25 protein-coding genes are annotated in these 23,526 nt (G+C 36.8%); 14 read left to right on the top strand and 11 right to left on the bottom strand.

Annotation, left to right across the window (positions count from 1 at the left end; all coding sequences use genetic code 11):
* The first annotated feature begins 10 nt into the window (after positions 1–10).
* Positions 11–904, top strand: coding sequence for a sugar phosphate isomerase/epimerase family protein (locus MT489_RS06255; protein ID WP_244680678.1), 894 nt, complete (start codon positions 11–13; stop codon positions 902–904).
* A gap of 465 nt (positions 905–1,369) precedes the next feature.
* Positions 1,370–2,827 (top strand): protein adenylyltransferase SelO, encoded by a 1,458-nt coding sequence (locus tag MT489_RS06250; protein WP_244680677.1) that lies wholly within the window; start codon positions 1,370–1,372, stop codon positions 2,825–2,827.
* Between the two features lie 58 nt (positions 2,828–2,885).
* Here the strand turns inward: MT489_RS06250 and MT489_RS06245 are convergent, their stop codons facing one another.
* The 3 genes from MT489_RS06245 to MT489_RS06235 are packed head-to-tail and all read right to left on the bottom strand — an operon-like array spanning position 2,886 to position 4,960.
* Positions 2,886–3,299: a DUF3888 domain-containing protein gene (locus MT489_RS06245; RefSeq protein WP_244680676.1), complete on the bottom strand. Its 414-nt coding sequence runs from the start codon at positions 3,297–3,299 to the stop codon at positions 2,886–2,888.
* A gap of 47 nt (positions 3,300–3,346) precedes the next feature.
* Positions 3,347–4,111 carry a peptidoglycan editing factor PgeF gene (gene pgeF, locus MT489_RS06240; RefSeq protein ID WP_244680675.1) on the bottom strand — a complete coding sequence of 255 codons (765 nt, stop codon included), beginning with the start codon at positions 4,109–4,111 and terminating at the stop codon, positions 3,347–3,349.
* Positions 4,112–4,123: 12 nt separating this feature from the next.
* Positions 4,124–4,960 (bottom strand): TetR/AcrR family transcriptional regulator, encoded by an 837-nt coding sequence (locus MT489_RS06235; protein WP_244680674.1) that lies wholly within the window; start codon positions 4,958–4,960, stop codon positions 4,124–4,126.
* 137 nt (positions 4,961–5,097) lie between these two features.
* On the opposite strand from MT489_RS06235, the gene MT489_RS06230 reads away from it, so the two are divergent.
* Positions 5,098–8,184, top strand: a complete 3,087-nt coding sequence (locus MT489_RS06230) for an efflux RND transporter permease subunit (protein ID WP_244680673.1) — start codon at positions 5,098–5,100, stop codon at positions 8,182–8,184.
* Between the two features lie 132 nt (positions 8,185–8,316).
* Entirely contained in the window at positions 8,317–9,510 is a 1,194-nt protein-coding gene (locus MT489_RS06225) for a hypothetical protein (RefSeq protein WP_244680672.1), read from the top strand.
* A gap of 44 nt (positions 9,511–9,554) precedes the next feature.
* Here MT489_RS06225 and mgrA read toward each other — a convergent pair whose 3' ends face one another.
* Together mgrA and MT489_RS06215 are read right to left on the bottom strand one after the other, a co-directional pair.
* A complete protein-coding gene (mgrA, locus tag MT489_RS06220) occupies positions 9,555–10,547 on the bottom strand; it encodes an L-glyceraldehyde 3-phosphate reductase (protein ID WP_244680671.1) in 993 nt (330 codons plus the stop codon).
* A 29-nt stretch (positions 10,548–10,576) separates the two neighbouring features.
* The gene (locus MT489_RS06215; protein WP_244680670.1) at positions 10,577–11,434 is read right to left on the bottom strand and encodes an NAD-dependent epimerase/dehydratase family protein; all 858 of its coding nucleotides are present in this window, start codon (positions 11,432–11,434) and stop codon (positions 10,577–10,579) included.
* Between the two features lie 163 nt (positions 11,435–11,597).
* Between MT489_RS06215 and MT489_RS06210 the strand changes: the two genes are divergently transcribed.
* Entirely contained in the window at positions 11,598–11,918 is a 321-nt protein-coding gene (locus MT489_RS06210) for a winged helix-turn-helix transcriptional regulator (protein ID WP_244680669.1), read from the top strand.
* Positions 11,919–12,075: 157 nt separating this feature from the next.
* Here the strand turns inward: MT489_RS06210 and MT489_RS06205 are convergent, their stop codons facing one another.
* The 3 genes from MT489_RS06205 to MT489_RS06195 all read right to left on the bottom strand — a co-directional run bounded on the left by MT489_RS06205 (position 12,076) and on the right by MT489_RS06195 (position 14,197).
* On the bottom strand, positions 12,076–12,906 hold the full coding sequence (locus tag MT489_RS06205; RefSeq protein ID WP_244680668.1) for an aldo/keto reductase: 831 nt from the start codon (positions 12,904–12,906) through the stop codon (positions 12,076–12,078).
* A gap of 119 nt (positions 12,907–13,025) precedes the next feature.
* Positions 13,026–13,754 carry a CPBP family intramembrane glutamic endopeptidase gene (locus tag MT489_RS06200; RefSeq protein ID WP_244680667.1) on the bottom strand — a complete coding sequence of 243 codons (729 nt, stop codon included), beginning with the start codon at positions 13,752–13,754 and terminating at the stop codon, positions 13,026–13,028.
* A 2-nt stretch (positions 13,755–13,756) separates the two neighbouring features.
* Positions 13,757–14,197 carry a MarR family winged helix-turn-helix transcriptional regulator gene (locus MT489_RS06195; protein WP_244680666.1) on the bottom strand — a complete coding sequence of 147 codons (441 nt, stop codon included), beginning with the start codon at positions 14,195–14,197 and terminating at the stop codon, positions 13,757–13,759.
* Positions 14,198–14,312: 115 nt separating this feature from the next.
* On the opposite strand from MT489_RS06195, the gene MT489_RS06190 reads away from it, so the two are divergent.
* The gene (locus tag MT489_RS06190) at positions 14,313–15,044 is read left to right on the top strand and encodes a hypothetical protein (RefSeq protein ID WP_244680665.1); all 732 of its coding nucleotides are present in this window, start codon (positions 14,313–14,315) and stop codon (positions 15,042–15,044) included.
* Between the two features lie 50 nt (positions 15,045–15,094).
* On the opposite strand, the gene modB is transcribed toward MT489_RS06190, so the two are convergent.
* Both modB and modA read right to left on the bottom strand, forming a co-directional pair.
* Complete coding sequence (gene modB / locus MT489_RS06185) at positions 15,095–15,757, bottom strand: molybdate ABC transporter permease subunit (RefSeq protein ID WP_244680664.1); 663 nt, start codon at positions 15,755–15,757, stop codon at positions 15,095–15,097.
* Between the two features lie 5 nt (positions 15,758–15,762).
* The gene (gene modA / locus MT489_RS06180) at positions 15,763–16,545 is read right to left on the bottom strand and encodes a molybdate ABC transporter substrate-binding protein (RefSeq protein WP_244680663.1); all 783 of its coding nucleotides are present in this window, start codon (positions 16,543–16,545) and stop codon (positions 15,763–15,765) included.
* A gap of 163 nt (positions 16,546–16,708) precedes the next feature.
* Between modA and MT489_RS06175 the strand changes: the two genes are divergently transcribed.
* The 8 genes from MT489_RS06175 to MT489_RS06140 all read left to right on the top strand — a co-directional run bounded on the left by MT489_RS06175 (position 16,709) and on the right by MT489_RS06140 (position 23,379).
* Positions 16,709–17,215, top strand: a complete 507-nt coding sequence (locus MT489_RS06175) for a TetR/AcrR family transcriptional regulator (RefSeq protein WP_244680662.1) — start codon at positions 16,709–16,711, stop codon at positions 17,213–17,215.
* An 89-nt stretch (positions 17,216–17,304) separates the two neighbouring features.
* A complete protein-coding gene (locus MT489_RS06170) occupies positions 17,305–18,189 on the top strand; it encodes a hypothetical protein (RefSeq protein WP_244680661.1) in 885 nt (294 codons plus the stop codon).
* A 163-nt stretch (positions 18,190–18,352) separates the two neighbouring features.
* Positions 18,353–19,747 carry a 23S rRNA (uracil(1939)-C(5))-methyltransferase RlmD gene (gene rlmD, locus MT489_RS06165; RefSeq protein WP_244680660.1) on the top strand — a complete coding sequence of 465 codons (1,395 nt, stop codon included), beginning with the start codon at positions 18,353–18,355 and terminating at the stop codon, positions 19,745–19,747.
* A gap of 428 nt (positions 19,748–20,175) precedes the next feature.
* Positions 20,176–21,081, top strand: a complete 906-nt coding sequence (locus MT489_RS06160; RefSeq protein WP_244680659.1) for a DUF2935 domain-containing protein — start codon at positions 20,176–20,178, stop codon at positions 21,079–21,081.
* Between the two features lie 31 nt (positions 21,082–21,112).
* Entirely contained in the window at positions 21,113–21,451 is a 339-nt protein-coding gene (locus MT489_RS06155) for a YmaF family protein (protein ID WP_244680658.1), read from the top strand.
* Between the two features lie 692 nt (positions 21,452–22,143).
* Positions 22,144–22,599 (top strand): GNAT family N-acetyltransferase, encoded by a 456-nt coding sequence (locus tag MT489_RS06150; protein WP_280518532.1) that lies wholly within the window; start codon positions 22,144–22,146, stop codon positions 22,597–22,599.
* Positions 22,600–22,618: 19 nt separating this feature from the next.
* A complete protein-coding gene (locus MT489_RS06145) occupies positions 22,619–22,993 on the top strand; it encodes a nuclear transport factor 2 family protein (RefSeq protein WP_244680657.1) in 375 nt (124 codons plus the stop codon).
* A gap of 5 nt (positions 22,994–22,998) precedes the next feature.
* A complete protein-coding gene (locus MT489_RS06140) occupies positions 22,999–23,379 on the top strand; it encodes a VOC family protein (protein WP_244680656.1) in 381 nt (126 codons plus the stop codon).
* A gap of 58 nt (positions 23,380–23,437) precedes the next feature.
* On the opposite strand, the gene MT489_RS22410 is transcribed toward MT489_RS06140, so the two are convergent.
* Positions 23,438–23,526, bottom strand: an 89-nt coding sequence (locus MT489_RS22410; protein WP_425311309.1) for an IS3 family transposase, incomplete at its 5' end; no start/stop codon positions are given.

The following is a 23,526-nucleotide window of genomic DNA, read 5'->3' as shown; positions in this document are numbered from 1 at the left end:
GAACGGCGGTATGAAAATTGGTGTATCAAGCTGGAGTATGAATAAGGAATTTATCGAAAAAGGAATGACGATGGTCGATTTTGTTCGTGTAGTGAAAGAGGAGTTTGGAGCCGACGCAGTTGAAATGGTTCATTGGATGGTAGGAGACTTGGATTCAGGAAGTGCAGAAAAAATGAGGTTTGCACTAGAGCAATTTAGTAATCCAGATAAAGATCCTGAGAAAATTCAACAAGCAATTGGTGGATTTATGGAAGTCATGGAGAATGTTAGTCTAAACAAACCTCAAAATTTGGATGATGTAAAGGCTGCCCTTGAAAAACATGGAGTTCAAGTACTTAATATGCCTATCGACTACGGCAATATTTCAGGTTTGGACGAAGAAAAACGCAAATCAGATTTAGAAGTTATTAAATCTTGGATTGATATTGCCGCTTATTTAGGAAGTAAAGGTGCAAGAGTCAATACCGGGCATCAACCTGAAGGTGTTTTCGACCTCAATATTACAGCTGACTCATATAGAGAGCTTGCTGAATATGCCGAGACTAAAGGGGTTGCTTTAGTATTGGAAAACCACGGAGGAATGTCTGCCGATCCAAAAAATATAATTAAGCTTTTTGAAATGGTTAATCATTCGAATTTCAGAGTATGTCCTGACTTTGGAAACTTTGAGCCAGATGTTCGTTACGAAGCAATTGATATGATCTTCAATGATCCAATTTTAGTTCATGCCAAAACATATGAATTCAATGCAGATGGAAGCCATGTCCAATTTGATTTTGGAAAGTGCATGGAAATCGCTAAAAAACATAACTATGACGGATACTACTCAGTAGAATTTGAAGGTCCTGGAGACCAAAGAGAAGGGGTCCAAAAAACAATCAACCTTTTAAAGAAATATAACTAAATGCATAAAATCGTCCTTCTTTGGGCGATTTTTTTTATATTATTGTGCTCTAAAAATTTAGAGGACACCTTGCTTGTATTAGAGCATCTATATGTTATGTGGGAATACATGGAAATGTATTTTATGTGGTACTTAATATAAAAAAAGGTCACAATAACATTATGTAAAAGGAGAGTAGTGTACAATGAATAGTAAGACTTTATCTGTAATTAGTCAGGATAATAACCATTGACGCCTTTTTTGTTACTAGTATTGAGACAGCGATTTTGTAACCATGATTGATATAGTTATCAAAAAATTGTAATGTATTCATTTAATTTCCGAGGTTTCAGAAGACGCAAATATATAGGAATCCATATCCATAGTGTGGAAAAATTAATGCTATAAAAGAATAAGGTAAGAATACTACAGCACTTGATGATATCTTGATGAATTTCCAAAAAATAAATCAAGAGAGGAGAAAATATGACTAATAAAGTAGGATGGAACTTTGACAACAGCTACTATTCAAAATTACCTAATTCACTTTTTACACCTACCAACCCAACGCCCGTACAATCACCAAAGTTACTCATTCTAAACCATCCGTTGGCTGAATCCCTCGGCTTGAACATTGAGTCACTGCAAAACGAAGATAGTGTAGCGGTGCTTGCAGGAAATGAGATTCCTGAAGGTGCTTCACCTATTGCCCAAGCGTACGCAGGGCATCAATTTGGGAATTTTACTATGCTTGGGGACGGCCGAGCTGTATTGTTGGGAGAGCAGATTACGCCTCAAGGTGAAAGGTTTGACATACAGCTAAAAGGTGCAGGTAGAACCCGCTATTCTAGAGGTGGCGATGGTAGAGCGGCGCTTGGCCCAATGCTACGTGAATATATTATTAGTGAAGCGATGCATGCTCTTCGGATTCCTACTACACGGAGCCTAGCGATAGCGACAACTGGTGAGACAATCCTTAGAGAGACTGAGCTGCCGGGAGCAATTTTGACTCGTGTAGCAGCTAGTCATCTACGCGTTGGTACTTTTGAGTACGTAGCGCAATGGGGTACGGTAGAAGACCTTCGAATATTGGCAGACTATGCGATAGAACGCCATTATCCGAGTATTGAAGCTGACGACAACCGATATATAGTCCTTCTTGAAGAAGTGATAAAGCGCCAGGCAGAATTAATTGCTAAATGGCAACTCGTTGGATTTATTCATGGTGTAATGAATACCGACAATATGACGATAAGCGGTGAGACGATTGATTATGGCCCATGTGCTTTCATGGATACGTACGACCCGGCAACCGTCTTTAGTTCAATCGATATTCAAGGGCGATACGCCTATGGAAATCAGCCGTATATAGGTGCATGGAATCTCTCGCGGTTTGCAGAAACGCTATTGCCGTTATTGGATAAAAACCAAGAGAAGGCGATTGAAAAAGCTCAGGAAAAGATTTCAAATTTTAGTACTGCGTATTATGCATATTGGCTTACCGGAATGAGAGCAAAATTAGGGATATTTAATGAAGAAAAAGAAGATGAAGCTTTAATCGAGGACCTGCTCAACATTATGAAAAATCAACAAGCTGATTATACGAATACTTTCCGCACTTTGTGGTTTGATACACGGGATAAGGATGCATGTGAATCCCCGGAGTACACTCAGTGGAAGGAAAAATGGCTTGCACGATTAGAAAGGCAGCCAGAAACAAAAGCGTCCTCAAGAGAATTAATGAAAAACAATAACCCTGCGGTAATACCTAGAAACCACCGTGTGGAAGCGGCATTAGAAGCGGCTGCAGACCATGGGGATTACAGTGTAATGGAGCGGCTTTTAGCTGTACTTTCAAATCCTTACGAGTACTCAAATGAGCAAGAAGAATACGCTAACGTTCCCGAGTCAAATACTCCTTATCGAACCTATTGTGGGACGTAGGCTGTGTTTTCTTGTTTGCCAGCTTCTCCTTAATAGTGGTAACTCCAGCAAAAAACGCTCACTCTGAGCGTTTTTTGTTAAAGTCAATTTTAGGATATGTTTTTACATGTTTATAATCGATTATTTTTCCATCTGTTCTTATGACTACAATATCCTCACCATAAGTAATGTGGGCACGATAATAAGGGTATACCTTCAAGGTAATTTCGTAAATCCCGCCAATTCCATTTGCTTGTTTGATTTTAAGGATTTCCGTTTGATAAGCAGCCCAAGTAAGACCTTTTGGTGCTGATTTGTCATTCTTATAAATAGCTTCAATCGCTTCACTTATCGGCTGACTCAAACTTAAAATTAATGCATACTTAAGTGATTCGGATAGTTCCGTATCTGTTTCGTTTATAGTTGCGGCATATGCAGTCGGAGGCAACTTTATCATAAGCAACAAAATGAATATCATTGAAATCTTCTTCATAACATCACCTGTTTTTTAGCTTTCTAAAAAACAGGGATAATATTCAACTAGCCTTCTTTTTTCATAATAAAACAAAGATGCCTACCGCTGCGTTTATCTTGTCGGTGAGAGAACCCTTCGTCACTTACATACGTACAGGTTCTGTCGATCGAAATATTCTCCTCTGGAATACCAGCCAGCATACATTGTTTCTTCACAGTTAGCTGATTATCGATGTGATATTTGTTCGTCTGTTCGTTATAGTAAATAAAATCATCAGCATAACCTAGATCTTTAAATTTTATATACACATCTTCATCGACTTCAAATTTTTCCTGGCTTAATGCAGGACATATTTGAACATGGAAATCATTTGGATGACAATTTTCTTCCTGTATTAAATGCTTAAAAAGCTTCAATGTGATTTCTTTGACGGAGCCCTGCCATCCAGAATGAATGACACCGACAACGCCAGTTCCTTCATGATAAAAAGTAACTGGAACGCAATCAGCATTAAAGCTGCATAACAAAACATCTGGCTCATACGTGTACAAGGCATCCGTGTCCGGAATAGCAGTTTCCATTCGGTCGGAGCCTCTCCCTTTGTCATCAAAAGTAACCTGTTGGAAATTCGCACTATGAGTTTGCTTAGCGCACACAAAGTCATCAAGCCCACAATCCAAAAAGGCTGCCAACTTTTTACGATTTTCCAACACATCCTCAAGGTTATCACAAGCATGAAGAGCCATGTTATTGCTTTCTAACTGAGATTCGTCCTTTAACGTTATCCCAGCAACGATCTTTTCATTGTTTATATAAAGTTTTGTTTTCATATGATCACCACTTTAAAATATCGATTTATAATAATCTCCTAGCAAATACGAAATCCATTTACAATGAGGATGATTACGAATATTTTCGATTAAACCTTTGACGATAGCGGGACTGAGAGTCGGTTCTGTTAGCTGCTCCTTGAGTAGGATTAATGATTCCTTTTCGATGGATTCTTCCATTTCTTCTATTTTTTGATTGATTATTTCAACCAATTTTTCCTTCGTTACAACCTCATTGCTCGTGTATTCATTCAATTTTCTATAATCTTCTGAAACAAATGAGATCGTCATATATTTAGCCAAAATATTTGTTTTTTCCACAAGTGATTCAGCGAGCAAGTGAAAATCTAATGGTTCGTGTTCGGAGAAGAATAACTCGCCATACATTTTCATGAAAGCTTTTATGCAATAAATTAAATCATATTTTGTGTGTTTTACTTCCTCTCCATATAAACGTTCAATCATCGTTAATATCGCTTTTTCATGTAATTTATCATAATAGCGCATTTTTAAAATGAACTCGTTATTAAATGTCTGTGATTGTTCCTTTATAAAAATTTTAGCAAAATCCAAATGTTTATAAAAATAACTATAGGATGCATAGTAAATGTCATATAACAAGCGGTCATCTTTTGATGTTTTGACTATGTGGTCAATATCTGAGGTGATTTGCATCATAAAATGGTCGATTAATGTTAAAATCAATTCGTCCTTTGATTTAAAAGATAGATAAAAAGCACCTTTTGATATGCCGCAATGATCTGTTATTTGTTGAACGGATGTAGCTTCAAATCCTTGTTTTGCAAACAGTTCCAATGCCTTTTCCATAATTAATTGTTTTTTAATCATCTTTATTCTTTCGCTCCTATATTCCATTGTTGACAAATGACCGATTAGTCATTACTATAAGTGAATAGGTTAATAAAGTCAATTAGTGTGGGTTTGCATTTTTTAGAAAAAGAAAATATTGGGGGTATAGGTAAGCAGTGAAGGGTTTAGTCAATTTTGTATTGAAAAACAAATTAGCCGTGTGGCTCCTTACGATTATTATTACCGTATCTGGTATTTATGCAGGTACACGTATGAAAACAGAGACAATTCCTGATATAACCATTCCATATTTAATGGTAACGGGTGTTTATCCAGGAGCGACTCCGGAACAGGTAATGAAAGATGTGTCCATGCCTTTAGAGAAGGCAGCTGAAAATCTGGAGCATATAAAAGCTGTCTATTCTAATTCATATTCTAACATGTCAAGTATTCAAGTGGAATATGAATATGGGATTGATATGGATGAGGCGAAGCGTGCGTTGCAATCTGCGTTGGATGCAGTGACATTACCAGATGAGGTACAAAAGCCGACGATTACATCCATTAATATGAATATGATGCCAGTCGTGGCACTCAGCGTAAGTAGTGAAAAAGAAGATATTGTTGAATTAACCTCTACAGTAGAGGATATTTTATTGCCGAAAATCGAGAAGATTGACGGAGTTGCATCAGCAACCGTCACTGGTCAGCATGTTGAAGAAGTGGAGCTTGTTTATAATAAAGAAAAAATGGCTGAGCTTGGACTTACTGAAGATTCAGTAAAGCAAATGATTCAAGCGAGTGACATGTCTGTTTCCTTGGGTCTATATGAGTTTAAAGAAGGGGAACAAGCCGTTCGGGTCGACGGAAAATTTATGACCGCTAATGAATTAAAGAACATGCTCATTCCTGTTACCCCATCAGAAACAAATCCGTCTCCATTTGTAAAGCTTGATGATATCGCGAAAATTGAGGTAGTCGGAAAAGTAGAATCGGTTTCTAGGACAAATGGTAAAGACGCGATTGCTATTCAAATTGTTAAAGGACAACAAGCAAACACTGTGGATGTAGTAAACAGTGTGAAAAAATTAATTGATGAGGAAAAGGCTAAGATTGATGGTCTGATCATTGATGTTTCACTTGACCAAGGTAAACCAATCGAAGATTCGATAAAAACAATGGTCGAAAAAGCGTTATTCGGTGGATTAATTGCAGTATTAATTATCCTCCTATTCTTGCGTGATTTTAAATCGACTATAATTTCCATTGTATCCATTCCAGTTTCTATTTTTATGGCATTAATGATCTTAAATTGGTTGGATATTACGCTGAATATGATGACATTGGGAGCAGTTACGGTAGCTATTGGCCGTGTCATTGATGACTCGATTGTTGTCGTGGAGAACATTTATCGAAGGTTGCATTTAAAAGAAGAGAAACTAACGGGACGCGCACTCATTCGTGAAGCAACAATTGAGATGTTCAGACCAATTGCGTCATCTACCATCGTAACGGTTGCAGTTTTTGCGCCACTTATCTTTGTAGGTGGAATGGTTGGAGAGTTATTCATGCCATTCGCATTGACGATGACATTTGCGTTAGGAGCTTCATTAATTGTCGCGATTACAATTGTTCCTGCACTTTCTCACTTCTTATTTAAGAAAAAATTATATAGTGAGAAAACAGAAAAGAGTCATAAAGAAGCAGGGAAATTATCGAATTGGTATAAGGGAATTCTTAACTGGACATTAAATCACAAGGTCATTACATCGATTATTTCGATTTTGTTATTAGTTGGAAGCTTGTGTTTAACTCCACTCATTGGATTTAGCTTTATGGGCAGTGAAGAAGATAAAGTCATGTATTTAACATATACTCCAGCGACAGGTGAGCTAAAGGATGAAACGTTAGCTAACGTTGAAGCTGTAGAGCAAAGATTATTAAAACGTGATGATATTGATATCGTTCAATTATCGATAACCAATAGTGGCGATCCGATGGCTGCAATGATGGGTGGAGGAGGAAAAGGGGCATTAATGTACCTAATTTTTGACCCTGATATGAAAGACTTCCCTGAGGTTCGCAAAGATATTGAAGACCAACTTTCTAATATTGGTCAATCAGGAACATGGAAAAGTCAAAACTTCACATCAATGTCGATGGCATCGAATGAAGTCAGTTACACTTTTTATAGTGAAGATTTAGATAAGCTAAATAAAGCTGTAAAAATGGTCGAAGATGTGATGAAAGAAAATGATGGATTAGAAAAAGTCACATCAAGTACAGAAGATGCCTATGTTGAATATACTTTTATAGTAGAGCAAGATGAGTTGCTCCAATATGGCTTAACCACTGGACAAATTGTGATGATGTTAAGCCCGAATAAAACACAAGATGTATTAACGACGGTTAAAAAAGACGGCGAGACATTAAATGTAATAGTTCAACAAGAACAAAAGGAACAACCAAAATCAATTGATGATATTTTAAAAACGGAAATACGAACAGCAATGGGTACAACAATGAAACTTTCTGATCTTGTAAAAGTGGAGAAAGGGACTACCTTAAATACACTTGCGCGCAGTAAAGGTGAATACTACGCATCGGTTTCAGGAACAGTCATTGGTAATGATGTTTCCAAAGCTTCATCAGAAGTAGATAAAGAGATTGAAAAGCTAGATTTACCAAAAGGCGTTACATTGGATGTAGCGGGTGTAGCTGCAGACATGGCCGAAACCTTTACACAGCTTGGTGTAGCAATGCTAGCTGCGATTGCCATTGTGTACTTCATCCTAGTCGTTACATTTGGCGAAGGAACAGCACCATTTGCAATTCTGTTCTCACTACCATTTGCGGTCATCGGCTCATTTGTCGGTCTACTAATTGCGGGTGAAACGATTTCCGTATCGGTTATGATGGGTCTCCTGATGTTAATAGGGATTATCGTGACAAACGCCATCGTACTCGTAGACCGAATTGTTCGAATGGAGCGTGGCGGCATGAATATGCGCGAAGCGATATTGGAAGCAGGCGCCACTCGTTTACGTCCTATCCTTATGACGGCAATTGCCACAATCGGAGCATTAATTCCATTAGCGATTGGCGCAGAAGGCGGAGGCGGTATGATCTCAAAAGGCCTCGCAATTACAGTTATCGGCGGTTTAACAAGCTCGACATTATTAACACTCATTATCGTACCGATTGTATATGAAATACTATCGAAGATGCTTAAGAAAAATCGTAAAGAAATAGAAGAAAATTAATGGAAAGGTCCTGCAAGGAGACATCTCTTTGCAGTACTTTTTTTATTGGGGAAATAGAGAGGATTTTAAACTAGTTTATGTATATAATTGGTATAAAATTTAAATTTTTCCAATTATAAATCCGGAGGAATCATGAATAAAAAAATATGGTTGTATATAGTTGTTTTTTCTACATTTTTATTTTTGTTAATTGTTCCTTTGACACAATGGCAAAGCAAAAATAAGTATAATCGTATAAATGGGATTGAACATTTCTCTCCAGAGACATCAGATAGCCAAGGTCATTATCTTCTTTTTTATCCTACGGATTATCGTTTTTCTAAAGGATTTACATTAGTAAAAGAAGTGACCAATACTGGAGAAGTCGTAAAACAGTACAGAATTTTTGATGATGACTTTGGAAGAATGATTCCACACCAGAAACCGAATGATATGAATCAATTATATATTTCCTTTTTTGGCGGTATGGGTGGTGAATATTATTTTACCTATGATATTCAAAAAAATATATTTAAAAAAGTGAATGTTGATTATCTGGAAAACCAGGTTGGAGTTGACCATATAGAGCACTATGGAGATGATATTGTTTTTCAGACGCTAGCATCACATAAAACGGGCGACCAACGCTATAATGAAAATTTCGATGGCTTCAAAGTGTCAATTTCAAACGCTACTACACAACAAAGCATCGAAACAGATTATCATCGGTCTCCACTTTCTTCGCCAATCTTACATTTTGGAGGAAAGATTTTATATGCGACAGCAGGGACAGTCGGAGATGAAGATGAATACGAATATCATGGAATTGGAGTTACAGACTTAAATAAGGAATCTATTACATACGAAACTTTTAGCGCAGATAACGTTGATTTAACCCCTCTTTTTTCAACGGATAATCATGCTTATATACTCGGAGCAAATGGGAAGATGTATGTATATGATCAAGATTTTCAGTATAAGGTATTTGAGCCTTTTAAAAATGAACCGACACAAGATTATTACATTTATGGAGATGGACAGTTGGCTTTAGATGAACATAGAATTTTATATTGTTTAAGCGGTGAAGAAGATAAGCATTCATTAGGTATTTTCCATTTAAAAGATGAACCGGTATTTGAGCTATTTAACCAAGAATTTGCTAATACGGACAGCTGGTATGAGCTCTTATATCAGAACGCTGAAGAAAAAGAAATCTATGTAAAAGAGATGAGTAATGCTAAAAGCAAGAATCATATAATCGTTTTAGATAGTGAGAGTCTTGATGTAAAAACTAAGTTTCCTGTTAGTGATAATCATTTACTAGATTTTATTGTAAAAATTAAATGAAAAATTCTTCGAGCGACAATTACTCGAAGAATTTTTCATTACTATTAACCTTTTAAAATATCATCAATTTTAGCTAATTCTTCTTCACTAAATTCAAGATTGTTTAATGTTGCAACATTATCTTCAATCTGACTTACGCGACTAGCTCCGATTAGGGCGGATGTTACTCGTCCACCACGAAGTACCCATGCAAGTGACATTTGAGCAAGCGATTGACCTCTTTCAGCGGCAATATCATTTAATTGGCGAACCTTTTGAATCACATCTTCAGTGATGTGGTCTTTTTTCAAGAAACTTGTTGGGTTCGCTGCACGTGAATCTTCAGGAATACCACCTAAGTATTTGTTCGTTAACAGCCCTTGTTGTAATGGGCAGAATGCAATCGAACCTACACCACTTTCATCCAAAACATCTTGCAAGCCATCTTCAATCCAACGATTTAGCATGGAGTAGCTTGGTTGGTGGATTAACAATGGTGTTCCTAAATCATTTAAAATTCGAACTGCTTCTTCTGTTTGCTCTGGTGAGTAGCTTGAGATTCCAACATATAATGCTTTACCTTGTTGCACAACTTGATGAAGAGCTCCCATTGTTTCTTCAAGTGGAGTGTTTGGATCTGGACGGTGAGAATAGAAAATATCAACATAGTCCAAGCCCATTCGTTTCAAACTTTGATCAAGACTAGAAATCATATACTTTTTCGATCCCCATTCACCGTAAGGACCATTCCACATCCAATAACCCGCTTTTGTAGAAATGACCATTTCATCACGGTAGGGTTTAAAATCTGTCGCCAGCATTTGACCAAACATTGTTTCAGCTGACCCAGCAGGAGGTCCGTAATTGTTTGCAAGGTCAAAGTGTGTGATCCCTAAATCAAAGGCTCTTCTAAGCATAGCGCGGCCATTTTCATATGTATCAACACCACCAAAGTTATGCCAAAGACCTAGTGAAATGGCTGGAAGTAAAAGTCCAGAATTTCCTGTGCGGTTGTATTTCATAGTGTCATATCTTTTGTCATCTGCAATATAAACCATCAATTATTCTCCTTTATTCTCATTTTAGTTTAGGATTTGGAGACTTCCACATAATTTCTCCATCTATGAACAGGCTGCCAGTTTAATAGCTTTTTTGCCTTTTCATTGCTAAATAGCGTTTCAAAACGATTTAATTCTTTTTTGAACTCTTTTACATTTGGATAAACGAGCTCCATCAACTGCTTACTTTCAATATCCATACTTGATTCATCATTTGCTATATTTAACGCAACAGACCCAAGTCCATCCGTTTCAACAGCAAGTCGATACGCTGTTGCGGCATCTCTTGAATCAATATAACTCCAAAGAATCGTTTTTCTTTGCTCTGGGACACGTATAAAGCTTGGGAAGTTAGCATACATCTCAGGAGTTATGACATTTCCTAAACGCATAGAAACGACTTGCATTCCAGTTCTCCGATGAATCATATCAGCTGTTTGTTCATTCACAATTTTGGATAATCCATAACTATCTTCTGGTAATTGCGGATGTTCCTCATCGATTGGTACATATTTTGGCTCTAATGAGTTCCTGGTAAAAACGATACCATAGGACGACTCGCTTGAAGTGATAACCGCCTTTTTAATGCCTAAATTACCAGCAGCTTCTAAAATATTGTACGTGGACATGACGTTGTTTTGAAAAGTCACTTCATTCGGATGTGAATACGCGACCGGAATAGCAGCAAGGTGAACGACCGCATCTGCTCCAACCAAAACCCCGTGTACTTCTCCAAGGTTTGTTAGATCCGTAATGACAGTCCTGCAAAGCTCCTCTTTTGGCTTTTTAGTGTCTGCGTTGACCACTTCATAGCCGTTATTTAAAAACTCTTTTATTACTGAAGGTCCTAATAGACCACTTCCACCAGTTATGACGACTTTTGGCATGTTGATCACCTCTCGATTAGGCATACATTAAAACGCTTACTCACTTCGAAGTATAGGTGTTTATAACATTTAATACAAGTAGTGAAATATTTTTGATATAATAAAAGATAGGTTATTTACTATAATATTTATAGTTACTATTTACTTTTAGGGGGATGCAGTAATGCAGGAATTAAAGGAAGAACTAGTAATAGAATGTTCAATTGAAAAGGCTTTAAATATCATTGGCGGCAAATGGTCTTTTCTTATTTTGAAGCAGCTTTTCGAAGGAACAAAACGTTTCGGCGAAATCCAAAAATCAATTCCCAAAATTAGCCCAAAGGCCTTAACAGATACGCTGCGCCACTTAGAAGAAAATGAAGTAGTCATACGCAAAGTGACCCCAACTGTTCCTGTTACGGTAGAATATTCCTTAACAGAGAAAGGACAAGCGTTACATAAAATATTAAAAGAAATGAAGATTTGGGGATCTCAATGGGCTTAGGTATGTTATGGCGAGATTAAGAATACGAAATGTAAATATATCCTATCATCGTATTGTTTAATGTACGACTCCCGTTGTAATGACCAAGTTATATAGTGTTTTATTAAAAAAGCGTAGAGACAACCTACCTGTAAATAGGGCTCTACGCTAACTTATTTTAAAAAATTACCTCATCCGGATCTGATCCAAATCGGTGGTTTTGATTCATTTGATCAATTGCCTTCATGTCTTCTGCAGATAAAGTAAAGTCGAAAATATTAGCATTCTCTTGTATGCGCTCTTTGCGTACAGACTTAGGAATGACTACAACTCCGTGTTGCAACTCCCAGCGAAGGACGATTTGAGCTGGTGTTTTACCATGTTTTTCAGCTAACTCCGTAAGTTGTGGCAGGTCTAGGTTTCCTTTCATGATTGGAGACCAAGCTTCTAATTGAATTCCTGCATTTATGCAATATTGACGAAGCTCCTGTTGATTAAGCAAAGGATGGAATTCCACTTGGTTCACTGCAGGAATAACATCGCTGTTTTGTTTAAGCGTTTCTAAATGATGAATATTGAAGTTACTCACGCCGATTGCACGAATATATCCGTCTTTCTGCAGCTTTTCAAAAGCCTTCCACGTTTCAACGAACTTCGTTTTTCCCGGCCAGTGAATTAAATATAAATCAATGTATTCAAGACCAAGCTTCTGGCGACTTTCTTCAAAAGCACGTAGAGTAGATTCGTAACCTTGATCAGAGTTTGCTAGCTTTGTCGTAATAAAAAGCTCCTCACGCGCAATCCCGCTTTGCTTAATTGCAGTTCCAACTCCAGTTTCGTTACGATATCCAGCTGCCGTATCAATCGAACGGTAGCCTGCCTCTAATGCATATTGAACAGAGTTAATCACTTCGTCTCCGTCCTCTACTTGAAAGACGCCGAGTCCAAGCCAAGGCATATGTACTCCATTGTTTAAAACCGTATAATCCTTGATATTTTGAATAGTCATTGTTATTCCTCCTCATCAAGTAATCCCTTTCATTGTATAAGACAACTATGAAAATTGTAAGTAGTGAAATCTTTTTGTCTAGGTATACTTTTTGTAACTAACTTACCTTGAAGTAATTATCATGTTTCATCGCTATCACTGATTTTTGCAATATAGTCGATAAAAAAATGAAGTAGCATTACAGGGATAATAGAATGTAAACACATATACAGAACAGCAAAAAACAAACCAACGATACTTGTTCTTACTACATTACTGAAACCTTGGTATGTATGGGCGAGTCCAAAAATTATAGATGAAATGATTAATACAGCCCATATTGATAATGATGGGAATAAATGAGGTATAGCAAAGATTAAAAATCCACGGTAAATGATTTCCTCTGTAATTCCCGCCGTCCAGGAAACAAACGTCCAAACTTTTTTATCTTCTTTCGTTACAGGCATGATATCCGCAAATTTACTTTTCTCTAAATCTCGCTTTGTTGCTTTTATAATTTCTTGTTGTATTTTTTTACTTACTTTAGAACCTACAAAATAATAGATAAGTAGGAGGGTGTATAAAATAGCAATGCCAATCACGATATAGGTAACCCAAGTTCCTAATGGATCAGTATCCAATGTAATGCCCCTTAAGCCAATATCGTGCCATGTTAAAGGTCCAAATATCACTAAACCAAGTATGACCAATGTGGGAATCCACAGACCTACCATTACTTTTTTATAATATTTTGTACGTTCATTTGGATTCCTACGGACTCTTTCTTTAAATTTTTGATAATCAAAGTAGCCATAAATAGGTTCGTAAAGAAAAAGAAATGTAATAACCAGCCAAATAATAATGTCCATGTTCATTTCTCCTGTTTAACAACAATTTCGTGCAACTTTTTTAATATTTCATGGTATTTTAAAAGATCCTCTTTTGACAATTGCAAAAAGTATTTTTCCAAAACCATTTCGTCTACTGCCTTTAGTTCTTTATAAAAATCGTCCCCTTTGTTATCTAACAAAACAAATACTTCTCTTCGATTATCTATATTGACTTCCCTTTTAACATACTGTTGTTTTTCTAGTTTTCGAATAAATTGGCTTGCTGCACTCGGGGTAGCATTAATAATTCCTGCAATTTCGTTCATTGTCAGTTTTTTACGTTTATGCAAAATGTTTAAAACGAGCGATTGCTTAGAAGAAAGGTCGTGCTCGTCTAATATTTTTTTGTATTCGTTTATAAAAACAGACTTAATTTCTTCAGAAAACTGATTGGCCTCTAATAATATTTTTTTCAGGTCCATTTTTTATTCCCTCCAATCATTAAATTATGTTAATATTTAACTTAGATAAATATTTAAGTTTACTTAAATGTTATACGAAATACTTTAATAAATCAACTCGAAAAGAGGATTTAGAATGAAGGTCTATATTATTGTCATCGAAATCATATTAATTAGTTTCTTAATTTTTAGAGTGTATAAACTATCAAAAAGCTATAAGAAGCTTGGAAAGGAAAAATCCTTTATTGAAAAGGTCGAAACGGTTCTTTCGGAATCACTTCCAAAGCCAGTGGCGATGATTGTAACTAGAGAAATCACGATGTTTTATTATTTGTTTTCAAGGAAGTCCAATAAAGGGATGGTTAGTCCTTATTCTTATCATAAAAACGTCGGGTATAAGGGCATTCTAATTGTTTTATTAACCGTCATTCTACTTGAAAGTGTGGGTCTATTTTTCCTTTTTCATAAATGGAGTCCACTCATCTCATGGATTCATGTGGTCTTAAATGTATACGGTGTCCTTTACCTGATTAGTGATTACCGTGCAATCGTTCAGCTTCCGATTTTACTTCAAAATAGTGAGCTTTTTATTAGAGTAGGATCAAGAAGACAGATTACAATCCCTTTAAATCAGATTGCCTCTATTAATGGCGGAGGGAAGTTTTTTGAAGAAAAAAAGAATAAAGATGTCTTTAAAGGGGTTTTACTTGAGTTCGACACCCCTCAATTTGAAATTACTCTCAAACAACCGATTACAACTACTGGTATTCTAGGAAAAAAGCAAGAGATTATGAAAGTGTACATGACAGTGGATGACAAAGAGAAATTCAGACGAGCCTTGAGTGTGGGGATGGGGCGCTTGATATAAGAACTGTTAACAAGAAAAAAGTCACTCCATATTAATGGAATGACTTCATATTAGGAAGTTCCTTTCATTAAGTGTACAGCTAATAACATCAAAAAAGAAATCCCCACCATACTTACGACCCACATCCAAGCCAATTGCATATTTCCGGAATCAATCGCAATATAGATCGCAGTTGGAATCGTTTGGGTTTTACCAGGGATGTTTCCAGCAAACATTAATGTCGCTCCAAACTCACCTAATCCTCGCGCGAAACTTAAAATGGCCCCTGAAATAATGGCTCGATGTGCAAGAGGAATGGTGATAAATGCAAATAGTTTGATTTCATTCGCTCCATCTACACGTGCTGCATTTTCAATATCATAATCTATTGATTCAAAACCTGCTTTCGCAGATTGATACATTAGCGGGAATGCGACAACGGTAGAAGCGAGAACTGCTGCCCACCACGTAAACATAATCGGTTGTTTAAATAATGTTTCTATTAATTGTCCAACAGGGCTATTTCGTCCAAATATCACAATGAGTAAGAACCCAACAACAGAAGGCGGTAATACTAACGGAAGAAGGAATGTTGTTTCTAAAAAAGTCTTCCCTTTAAAATTTTTATTCGACATCATCTTTCCGAATAGTAATCCTAAAATTAGTACGATGATTCCTGAGAAAGTAGCGACTTCTAATGATAGTTTAATAGGTGCCCAAAAGTTGGTGGCCATTTTAATTATTTCAGTCCTTTAAATCCATACTTTTCAAAAATTTCGATTGCAGTTTCGTTTTGAAGAAATTCGTATAATCGTTGTGCTTCTTTTTGGTGTGGACTATCCTTAATCACTCCGACAGGATAAATAATCGGTGCGTGAGTACTTTCTTTCGCTGTTGCCACGATGTTAACTTTCGATGAAATGAATGCGTCTGTTTTATACACAATCCCTGCGTCAACATTGTTTGTTTCTACATATGTAAGAACCTGTCGTACATCTTTGGCATATATGATTTTCTTTTCAAGCTTTCCCCATAGTTTTAAGTTTACTAATGTTTCCTTTGCATATTGTCCAGCAGGTACAGCTTCAGGGGTACCAATGGAAATTTGCTTAGCATTAACTAGGTCTTCAAAAGATTTAATACCTTTATTTGAACCCACTGGTACGACTAGCACAAGTTCATTTCCAATTAAATCTATTCCTTGCTCTTGATTAATGCGTCCGTCTTCTACCAATTTATTAAACTTGTCTTCTGCAGCAGAGAAGATGAGATCTACAGGTGCGCCTTGAGAAATTTGCTGTTGAAGTGCACCAGAAGCTCCAAAGTTAAAGTTTAATTTTATATGAGGATTTTCCTCTTCGAAGATTAGTTTGATATCATTTAATGCATTTTGTAAACTTGCTGCAGCTGAAATGGTTAGCTCCACATTCGTGTCGAATGTGTGGGAATTATTGTTCGAACACCCAAGCGAAGTTAGTATAATAATTAATATGGGGATAAGTCGTAAGTACGCCTTTTTCATCTTTAATATCCTCGTTCTATCTATTTATAACTTATTATAGAACTAAAAAGAGTATAAAAGAAGTCGAAAGACAGTGTTCAATTTGTACAAATATGCCCCTTGACATTTTTTATGATGTAAAATAATATTTATTTATTAATCAATAAATAAAAGGAGTTATACAATGGTTGCTCGTGAAGACAAAAAAGAACTTATATTAGATAATGCTGTTGGCATTTTTGCGGAAAATGGATATTACAAAGCAACTACCGCCCTTATAGCCAAAGCGGCAGGAGTAACGCAACCATACGTTTTTCACTTTTTTAAAAATAAGGAAGAACTTTTTATTGCGGTTATTGATCGGGCATCTAAGCGAATTTACGAAGCTTTTTCTGGGGTGGATGCACCCGCGGACCAATTGATGGATACGATGGGGCATGAATTTATGAAAATGATGAAGACACATAAAGATGAAATCATCTTAGTGATGCAGTCGCACGCCATTTCAGAAACAGTTATCCGTGATCATGTTAAGGAAAAATTTCGGCTTGTACATGAATTAGTCACGGAAAAGTTAAAAATGGCAGGCTATCCAAATCCCGAAGCAGGTGCTACTCAATTTTTAGGTATAGGATTTTTGGTTACAGTGGCACAGGTATTGGAATTACCGCAATTGCTTTGTTTTGAATGAAGTAATAAAGGCAGAATAATATATTCTGTCTTTTTTTTACAAAGCATTATTTATTGATTGATAAATAAATATTGAGAGGGTGTAAGAAGATGAAAGCTGTTTTAAAATCGTTTGTCAAAATGATTAGTAAAGAAAAGCTGTTAGTCACGGTATCCATGATTGGCTTTTTACTAGCTGCAATCTGTGCCTCCTACGTCGCTATATTTGGAGCAACTATCCATCCTGAAGGAAACATGCAAAGTGCATTTTCCTTTAACGCTGCAATTGCTATCTTTACCTTGTCCATGGCCGCATTGCTACAAGTATCTGGATTGAACATGAGCAGTCGAAGATGGATTCGTTGGGGATTAGTCGTAACTACTCTAATAGGATATGGAATCGAAACGATACAGCATTTTCGAGGTTTTAATCCTAGATACACACAGGTTGGTACTACCATGGATATATTTGTCGGGACGTTCTTCGGAATAATATCTTTAGTGCTAATTACCTTGACCGTCATCGTTGCTGTTTCATTTTTCCGAATAAAGGATGAGAATCAACATCCATTTCTTACGCTAAGTATCCGTTATGCCTTTTTATCTACAATGGTTTCCTTCGCAGCTGGCATTTGCATGTCCGTTCTTCAAAGTCGATATACGGGAGCGGATGGAAATTTCATCGTTTTACATGGATTAGGATTTCATGCTCTCCAGACACTTCCTATCTTGGGATGGTTAACTGAAAGAGCAAAGTTTAACGATAAACGAGCTCGAGTTCTTATACATGTAGGCAGTACCTTTTGGTTGATTTCTATTATACTGATCGGAGTTCAAACAATTCTCGGACGTACAATATTTGAAATGAGTGTATTGGCTATGCTAGTGGTCATTGCTCTACTAAGTTGGTTGGCGACGTCGGTTGTTTCCTTTTTGGGTGCGGTAAAATATTTCTCGTCAAAAGGTAATGAGGCTGAGATAAATTTAAATGTATGAATAAGGATTCCTGTAAAACGAGCAACGAATTGCCCTTTCAATGGCAATCATTTCTCCCTTATTCCCACTCCGTCATTGTTTCGCTATAATAGGTAAGTATGTTGATAATGATAGATGATTTCATCATTTGATATAAGCGGAACATTTTTTAGGAGGGACCAGCATGACGAACATAAAAGGTGAGAGCTTTATTGCCGATATCCATCAATTAGATGCAAAAGGCTCAGGGCAGGCGGTCGTGTGGCGAGAAAATGAACTTGGGAATCCGAAGAAATTAAAGTTGACGATTCCTTACGCTCTTCCAGGTGAAAAAGTACGTGTCACTGTGGAAAGACCATGGGTAAGAAGATGGAAAGCGAAGGCGGATGAAATATTAGAGGTTCATCCTGAAAGAATCGGACCAGCATGTCCTCATTTTGAACTTTGTGGAGGCTGTGTTTGGCAGCATTGGGATTATTCCGGGCAATTGAAGCAAAAAACGAATCATGTAAAACAAGCAGTTGAAGCTCAAGGTTTTGATCCAGCTCTTGTTCGGGATACGATTGGCATGGAAGATCCTTGGCATTATCGTAATAAAATGGAGTTTACGTTTGCTCCGGATGGGACACTAGGTTTGCATGAACAAGGAAATTTCCGCAGCATTATTTCATTAGAAACATGTCTCATTGCTGGTAAAGACATGGTGGAAGCCGCAATGGAGGTAGCAAAGTGGGCACTCGAACACAAATTAAGTGGGTACGATAAAGATGCACATGAAGGCTTGCTTCGCCACTTAATGGTTCGACAATCTTTCGCAACAGGGGAAATAATGCTAGCGCTGTTCGCTACAGAAGCTCCTTTTGGCCATCTTGAAGGATCAGTGAAAGATTTAGTTCAAAGAGTTGAGAAGAATTTTCCACAAGTGAAAAGCTTACTGTGGCTAGAAAACACTCAATGGGCTGACAGAACTCAAGCTGAAAAAACACATGTATTAGCTGGAAGAGATTTTATTTATGATGAGTTACTTGGATACCGTTATCGTCTTTGGTTTGATACCTTCTTCCAAACAAACCCTACACAGGCGCAAAAATTAGTTGAACTTGCACTGGAAATGGGTAAACCGAAAAAGACAGAAAAGATGATTGATCTATTTTGTGGAGTCGGAACTTTTTCACTTCCATTTGCAAGCCAGGTGGCTAAACTTGCAGGAATTGAAATTGTAGAAACTTCCATTGAATCTGCAAAACGAAATGCGGAGGACAATGGCATTTCCAACACATATTTCTTAGCAAAAGACGCAAGATTAGGGATTGACCAAGTACTAGAGACATTTGGAAAACCGGAATTGCTACTCCTTGACCCACCACGCTCGGGGGCCGGCGGAAAGGTTATGCGCAGAATTGGGCGCTCCAAACCAGAACGCATAGTCTATGTATCTTGTAATCCGGATACGTTCGCGACAGATATTAAGGAGCTCATTCCTTTTGGTTATCAATTAGAAGTCGTTCAACCAGTAGATCTATTTCCACATACATGGCATGTTGAGTGTTGTGCCTTGCTTACGTATGTAGGTGAATAACCAAAATAATCTCTCTCAATCCGACCCTGAATTCGTGAAAATAAACTTTTCCGATTTCTGGGTCTTTTTCTGTCCAATCGCTTGTCTTGTCTCACTTTCCTATCTCCAACATTTTGAGAGAACTTTTTTTAAAACTAAATAAAACCAAACGACTAATTTGAATCGAAAATCGGCAATTTTGAGGGTTTGCCTGGTAACTTTATTTTAACGGAGATTGTGGAATAGGAGATTGGGGAGGGGGTTAGGAGGAGTTTCATATTAATCACATAGTAGAAAAATTCGAATTAAGTCAGGTGATTGGTTTTTTACCATCAAACATACTGACGATTGTTTAAATGTTAAAAACGAATATATATATCTTGTCCGGAGCATATTTGGAATAACTTGCAAATATCTTGGTATTAAAGCTACAGCAAAGGAGGTCTATCATGCAAAATCAGCCTCAACTGCCAGGTCACGTTAGCGTGGATCAGTTTAACCAAATGTTAATTGCACCTGAATCGTTTGCTGCACAACCGGAATCCCTCACAGAGCAAATATTTATTGAACGATCACTCACTGAAAATAGATTTTGGCTAAGAATCATGAAGGAGCATGCTTTGTTTTTGGGTGAAGGATTTAACCGGAAAGATACTCATCTAATTCAACAAACAGATAGGTTTCATTATTACTTTGAACAACAAGAAAAAAAGGCTTATCAAGTTCCAAACAATGTGACATTAGTGAGGAAATTAAACGAGGAAAGTATAGAGCTGGTTTCTGGGTTTCGGAATTTTAAAAGGAACCTCCTTATATTAATCATTAATTGCAAAATAAGTGGTTTTAATTTCCCTTTGCTTGTTGACCATATTGCAAGGGAAGCCGAATATTTTATGCGGACACTCAAAAAGTTTAATCAAGGAATATTGGACCCTATACAGGATGCAATTATCAGTGAAAATATATTTTGGTTACGAATTATGATGGAACACTCCCGCTTTATTGCTTCTCTTCTTGATCAGTCAGAAAGAAACTTGGTTAAGGCAGCCTTAAAATTTGGGGATGATTTTGAAATACTGTTGAACCAAGCAAGAGATGTGGAATCAATGTTATACCGGAAACAGCCGACTTACCCAATTATCGGAAAAATGAATAAGGATAGTGAGAGTGCTGCCCAGGAAATCCGTGACTTTAAGCAGGCTGGTCTGGACCTCATTAAATCCTGCCAAATTAGGAACGTGATTAATCCTTTATTAGCTGATCACGTTTTAAGGGAAGCTAACCACTTCCTTTATATGATTCATATTTTAGAAGAAAGATTAAATACAAAAAAGATGAATGAACAACACTTATAATATAAGGTTACTAAAATGAAGGAGATCTATTATGGCTAAGATAGGAAAAGATGATTTTTTCAATGGTTTTGTCCCGCATCATAATCATGGTTCCGTTGATTACACTTCAATGGAAGCTGGCCATGTTCATCAGTGTTTGGATGTCACTTCTCCTCCAATTCCTACTCAGGATGGCAGCCATATCCATTATACTGAGGGATATGTTGTCTATGAAGATGGGCATAACCATCATTATAAGGCTTATTCAGGACCAGCTATTCCAGTAGGAAATGGTATGCATGTCCATTACTATGATTTTTACACAACCGAAGACGCTGGACATAGGCATCATGTAAAGGGCGTTGACCAACCTGCCCCTGGTAATCGATAGTATTGTGTATAAAACAATGGAAAGGTTATGCACAGGATAGGTCGTTCCGAAGCTAAACGTAAAGTCTTAAGAAGCTCATTCCTTTTAGTTATAAATTAGACATCGTTCAACTAGTAGTTTTATTTCCACACACTTTGCATGTCGAGTGTTGTACATTGCATACGTATGTAGGTGAATAACCCAAAAAAACATTTCTTAACCCGACCCTGATTTCGTGAAAATAAACATTTCCGATTTCTGGGTCTTTTTCTGTCCAATTTCTTCTCTTGTCTTGCTTTTTTCTATTTTTCCTTGTTCAACAATTTTAGAAAACTTTATTTTATTTGAGGAAAAAGAATAAAAGTAGCCGGAAAAAGGGGAAGATTGAGCAATATCTTTATTTAACTATGTTAGGTTAAAAATCACTGTTAGCCGGAAATTTGCTAAGACCAGGCTATCGTAATAGAGTAGATTCCCATACTCTTAAACTTCAGATATGTTAAAAAATCAATACCAAGTTTTATAGAATGCCTTCTAATAAAATATCTCCACTCTAATTCAATAACCAAATCTCTTATATAAAGAAGTAAAAAGTATTTCAGTACTTAGTAGAGTAGGATTTCTTTTTTCTTGTTAAGGCTGTTAATTGTTCAAAAATACTTAAATGAAAAATGCTATAATTGACTAAATTCCATATGTTGGAGGAGTTATAGTTGAGTGAAAATATTACAATCCGGCCAGCAACAAACGATGATACCCAAGCGTTATACATAATCATGAGACAGTATATCGTTGATTTCTATCAACAACCAGAACCCAATGAAACTGATTTAAAAAGCTTAATTCAGCACTTATTGGAGCATCCTTCAAGCGGCATGCAGTTTGTGGCTATAGAAAATGATAGATTAATAGGATTCACTACTTTGTATTTCACTTTCAGTACGTTAAAAGTGAAGAGACAAGCCGTATTAAATGACTTATTTGTTTCCCCGCAAGAAAGAGGAAAAAAAGTTGGTGAAAAGCTATTTGAAACATGCTTGGATTACATTCGGAAACATCAATTTTCTTCAATGACTTGGGAAACAGCAAAAGATAATATCATAGCTCAATCTCTCTATAATAAAATGGGTGGAAAACAATCGGAATGGTTATGTTATGAGATTAATTAAGTTAGCGGGAGAACATAGCATGGAAATCGAAGAAGTATTAGTTGAATATTTCAAAGCATGGAATAAAGGCTTTATCACAAAAAATGGATATGAAATTAGAAGGTTCATGTCTAAACAGTTTGTTGGCTTTTGGGCACAATCTAACATTATTCAACCAGACCCTTATTATCATGATTACGATCTCGACGGTGTTTTAAAGCAAATGGACCATGCAGAAAAAAGTTTTGAAGCAGTCTCTATCACTGAACGCAATAACGGTGAGGAATGTTTAGTCTTAGGGAAAGAAACAAATGTCATTAGTGGATTGCCTTATACTGCTCAATGTATGTTTGTTTGGAGAAAAGAAAATAATGAATGGAAACTATTAAGAGAATATATTGAATTGGAGAGATGATGACTATGTCAAACGCCAAACCATTCCTAATGTTCCAGGGAAATGGAGAAGAAGCAATTAATTTTTACATTTCTATTTTTGAGGATTCTGAAATTACAAGCTTAAATCGTAGAGGTCCAGAAGGGAGCAACATGCAGGCCACTTTTACTATAAAAGGCCAAGAATTCATGTGTAATGATAGCAGTATTAAACATGGTTTCACGTTTACTCCTTCCTTCTCAATCTTTATAACTTGCGATTCCGAAAATGAACTCGACGAGCTTTATGGAAAACTGTCCGAAGGTGGAGCTGTATTAATGCCTTTGGGTGAGTATGGATTTAGCAAGAAGTTTGCATGGGTGAATGATAAATATGGTGTTTCATGGCAACTGAATCTTCCAGAATAAAAAATGTACCCAAGGAAATCAAAATCCTGATGTGACCCCTAAAAGTTAGAGTTTCATATTACGCAGCTAGTTGGCTGGTGTGAAGACGGTATTGAACCGGACTCATGCCAGCCAGTTTTTGCTTAATCCGGTTATTGTTGTAATACT

The sequence above is a fragment of the Lederbergia wuyishanensis genome, from assembly GCF_022900255.1.
Classification (GTDB): Bacteria; Bacillota; Bacilli; order Bacillales; family Bacillaceae_C; genus Lederbergia; species Lederbergia wuyishanensis.
The sequence above is the reverse complement of the archived record's forward strand: the minus strand, read 5'-3'. Positions and strand labels throughout refer to the sequence as shown.

Excerpts from the sequence above, each read along its gene's own strand:
- MT489_RS06170 (WP_244680661.1), top strand. The coding sequence starts at position 17,305 with ATGAAAGCTGTTTTAAAATCGTTTGTCAAAATGATTAGTAAAGAAAAG.
- pgeF (WP_244680675.1), bottom strand. The coding sequence starts at position 4,111 with ATGAAAACAAAACTTTATATAAACAATGAAAAGATCGTTGCTGGGATA.
- MT489_RS06205 (WP_244680668.1), bottom strand. The coding sequence starts at position 12,906 with ATGACTATTCAAAATATCAAGGATTATACGGTTTTAAACAATGGAGTA.
- MT489_RS06145 (WP_244680657.1), top strand. The coding sequence starts at position 22,619 with ATGGAAATCGAAGAAGTATTAGTTGAATATTTCAAAGCATGGAATAAA.
- MT489_RS06225 (WP_244680672.1), top strand. The coding sequence starts at position 8,317 with ATGAATAAAAAAATATGGTTGTATATAGTTGTTTTTTCTACATTTTTA.
- MT489_RS06215 (WP_244680670.1), bottom strand. The coding sequence starts at position 11,434 with ATGCCAAAAGTCGTCATAACTGGTGGAAGTGGTCTATTAGGACCTTCA.
- MT489_RS06160 (WP_244680659.1), top strand. The coding sequence starts at position 20,176 with ATGCAAAATCAGCCTCAACTGCCAGGTCACGTTAGCGTGGATCAGTTT.
- rlmD (WP_244680660.1), top strand. The coding sequence starts at position 18,353 with ATGACGAACATAAAAGGTGAGAGCTTTATTGCCGATATCCATCAATTA.
- MT489_RS06190 (WP_244680665.1), top strand. The coding sequence starts at position 14,313 with ATGAAGGTCTATATTATTGTCATCGAAATCATATTAATTAGTTTCTTA.
- MT489_RS06175 (WP_244680662.1), top strand. The coding sequence starts at position 16,709 with ATGGTTGCTCGTGAAGACAAAAAAGAACTTATATTAGATAATGCTGTT.
- MT489_RS06195 (WP_244680666.1), bottom strand. The coding sequence starts at position 14,197 with ATGGACCTGAAAAAAATATTATTAGAGGCCAATCAGTTTTCTGAAGAA.
- modB (WP_244680664.1), bottom strand. The coding sequence starts at position 15,757 with ATGGCCACCAACTTTTGGGCACCTATTAAACTATCATTAGAAGTCGCT.
- MT489_RS06250 (WP_244680677.1), top strand. The coding sequence starts at position 1,370 with ATGACTAATAAAGTAGGATGGAACTTTGACAACAGCTACTATTCAAAA.
- MT489_RS06200 (WP_244680667.1), bottom strand. The coding sequence starts at position 13,754 with ATGGACATTATTATTTGGCTGGTTATTACATTTCTTTTTCTTTACGAA.
- MT489_RS06155 (WP_244680658.1), top strand. The coding sequence starts at position 21,113 with ATGGCTAAGATAGGAAAAGATGATTTTTTCAATGGTTTTGTCCCGCAT.
- mgrA (WP_244680671.1), bottom strand. The coding sequence starts at position 10,547 with ATGGTTTATATTGCAGATGACAAAAGATATGACACTATGAAATACAAC.
- modA (WP_244680663.1), bottom strand. The coding sequence starts at position 16,545 with ATGAAAAAGGCGTACTTACGACTTATCCCCATATTAATTATTATACTA.
- MT489_RS06245 (WP_244680676.1), bottom strand. The coding sequence starts at position 3,299 with ATGAAGAAGATTTCAATGATATTCATTTTGTTGCTTATGATAAAGTTG.
- MT489_RS06210 (WP_244680669.1), top strand. The coding sequence starts at position 11,598 with ATGCAGGAATTAAAGGAAGAACTAGTAATAGAATGTTCAATTGAAAAG.
- MT489_RS06235 (WP_244680674.1), bottom strand. The coding sequence starts at position 4,960 with ATGATTAAAAAACAATTAATTATGGAAAAGGCATTGGAACTGTTTGCA.
- MT489_RS06140 (WP_244680656.1), top strand. The coding sequence starts at position 22,999 with ATGTCAAACGCCAAACCATTCCTAATGTTCCAGGGAAATGGAGAAGAA.
- MT489_RS06255 (WP_244680678.1), top strand. The coding sequence starts at position 11 with ATGAAAATTGGTGTATCAAGCTGGAGTATGAATAAGGAATTTATCGAA.